The sequence below is a fragment of the Exiguobacterium sp. s194 genome, assembly GCF_018618275.1.
Classification (GTDB): domain Bacteria; phylum Bacillota; class Bacilli; order Exiguobacteriales; family Exiguobacteriaceae; genus Exiguobacterium; species Exiguobacterium chiriqhucha.
The window spans coordinates 1-1,948 of sequence record NZ_JACSLT010000025.1 but is presented as its reverse complement, the minus strand read 5'-3'; the positions used below and the strand labels follow the sequence as shown (position 1 = coordinate 1,948).

Genomic DNA, 1,948 nt, shown 5'->3' with positions numbered 1-1,948 from the left:
GCGTCTGAGCCGTTGAAGATCGACCCGGTCACGGGGCAGTCCCAATTGGACGACGATTATTTTGCGATTGAGACGAGGCCCGAACATATCGTCCGGAAGAAAGTCTCGTTGGACATGGATGTGGCGTTACATAAGCAGTTGAAGCAGATCGCTCTGGAGAACGACATGAAACTCTACGAGTTGGTCGAGGGGGTGCTTCGAGATTACGTACGTAAAAAAACATGACTCGACCGAAGGGAGATTTATTGATGAAGAAGATGCTCGTCGTTTTCTTGTCGGCAGTCTTGCTTTTACAAGGCTGTTCTACGAATGAAAGTGCACAAAAACTTGTTGAGTGGGGAGAATATAGTACGTCCCAGGAAGAACGGCTGAAGAAGAATGGAATCGACTTTAAGGTCGAAGACGACACGATCTATATCGAGGAGAAAGACTTGAACAAAGCCGCAGCATGCTGCAGTTGATTGAAAAAACAAGGAATGGGAGTGAGAAAGTGATTCTGACAATCAATGTATTTGAGAAAAGGTACGAGGAAATCATGCGAGATCCGTCGGTCCGCCAGCGTGAAAGTCGTCTTGGTGAATTGATGACGGAGATGGAAGGGGTATTCAAAATCCCGATGCTGAAGAACACGACGTGGGAGAAAGAGAACCCCCAGGTGATCGAACTGTACCGGAAGGTGTCCGACTCGAGAAATCTCTAAAAAGGGCGAAAAAACATCAAGTTTGCGTGAAATGAAAACTCCACGCAAACTTGGCGACGCTCTCAAGCCAAAGTATAAAAACAAGGCGAAAAACGACCGTTTTCACAAAGTTTTTTATTAAAAAATGGGCAAAAAATAAAAGACCTTACATAAGGTCTTTTATTTTTTGCCCATGTCAATAACAATAGGGTCACTATGGGATAGGACATGAAATTCTTGATCAAACGTCCGAATCACAAAATGAGAAATTGGACCTCGATCGGTATTTGCAACTTGAGTTTGCATATTTTCTTTGGCGAAAGAAAGTAATTTTGAATCTGATAGTTTTACTATCGGCCTTTGGTTCTTCAAGTCATCTTCATGAATCCCGTGTTCTTCTAAAGTTCCTAAAAACATTGCGTATTTGTCGAATTGCACTAAGAAATATTTTCTTGATTCATCGTCAATTAAGATTTTAGTGGCATCCGTCGCCGCGTGGAAGTACATATTTATGGCGAAGTGATTATTTCTTTCCAACTGAAATTTGTCTAATTCCAATATGTATTCCTCTGTAGTAAGAAGTACGTCCAAATCAAAATTAACCAAGAAAACCCCTCCCATTAATTTCAAATAATTCGATGTATTCAGATAGCTTTTGTATTATTGTACATAAAAAAGGAGGGTTTTCGTTGAAAAAATTTATTTCAATTTCTTTGTCGTTAGCATTAATTTTTTTACTTCTGCCGTTGGGTAAAACGGTAGATGCTGCTTGCGATCGCGTTTGGTCTTTAGAAGAAATGAACATTTCAGCGAATTGGATGCAGGGTTCATCTGATTCAGATTTTGTGGAACCAATACAAGAGAATGCAGAATATGAAAATCCGACCGTTGATCCTTTATGTGGTGGCGGTAAATTGCCGCCGTCTGGGTGGGGGAGTGTTTTAAGTGGGGCTAGATTGACTAACGTTACTTCGTCCGGAACTCAAAATTATGTTAAAAACGCTACTACGGCACAAGCCAGCCGTGAGTTTAACAAATTGGCTCCAGGGTCTCAAGTTAGACCTTATCCAAAAGATGACGGCTCAGTTACATTTGTTAAAACTTCTCCTCAAGGAGATATTCGTTTGTATCAAGCATCTTCACATAATGGTGCAACTTCGATTTCTTGGCACAATCAAAAAATTAGATATTTGGATTGAAGCTCAGATGCGGAAGAACGAAAACCGATATTTCCCCGTCCAAAGAGCATAAGGGGAAACTGCTATCACT

Annotated in this window: 4 protein-coding genes and 1 pseudogene; 4 read left to right on the top strand and 1 reads right to left on the bottom strand. The window is 41.0% G+C overall.

The genetic code is table 11. From position 1 onward, the window contains the following. The 3 genes and pseudogenes from KNP85_RS15625 to KNP85_RS15615 form a co-directional block, all read left to right on the top strand. Window positions 1-225: pseudogene (locus KNP85_RS15625) on the top strand (hypothetical protein); the annotation flags it as partial. 23 nt (window positions 226-248) lie between these two features. Next, window positions 249-461, top strand: coding sequence for a hypothetical protein (locus KNP85_RS15620; protein WP_214803939.1), 213 nt, complete (start codon window positions 249-251; stop codon window positions 459-461). A 74-nt stretch (window positions 462-535) separates the two neighbouring features. Then, on the top strand, window positions 536-700 hold the full coding sequence (locus KNP85_RS15615) for a hypothetical protein (protein WP_214803937.1): 165 nt from the start codon (window positions 536-538) through the stop codon (window positions 698-700). A gap of 159 nt (window positions 701-859) precedes the next feature. On the opposite strand, the gene KNP85_RS15610 is transcribed toward KNP85_RS15615, so the two are convergent. Next, on the bottom strand, window positions 860-1,285 hold the full coding sequence (locus tag KNP85_RS15610; protein WP_214803935.1) for a hypothetical protein: 426 nt from the start codon (window positions 1,283-1,285) through the stop codon (window positions 860-862). A gap of 83 nt (window positions 1,286-1,368) precedes the next feature. On the opposite strand from KNP85_RS15610, the gene KNP85_RS15605 reads away from it, so the two are divergent. Continuing rightward, a complete protein-coding gene (locus tag KNP85_RS15605; RefSeq protein ID WP_214803933.1) occupies window positions 1,369-1,878 on the top strand; it encodes a hypothetical protein in 510 nt (169 codons plus the stop codon). The last annotated feature ends 70 nt before the right edge of the window (window positions 1,879-1,948 follow it).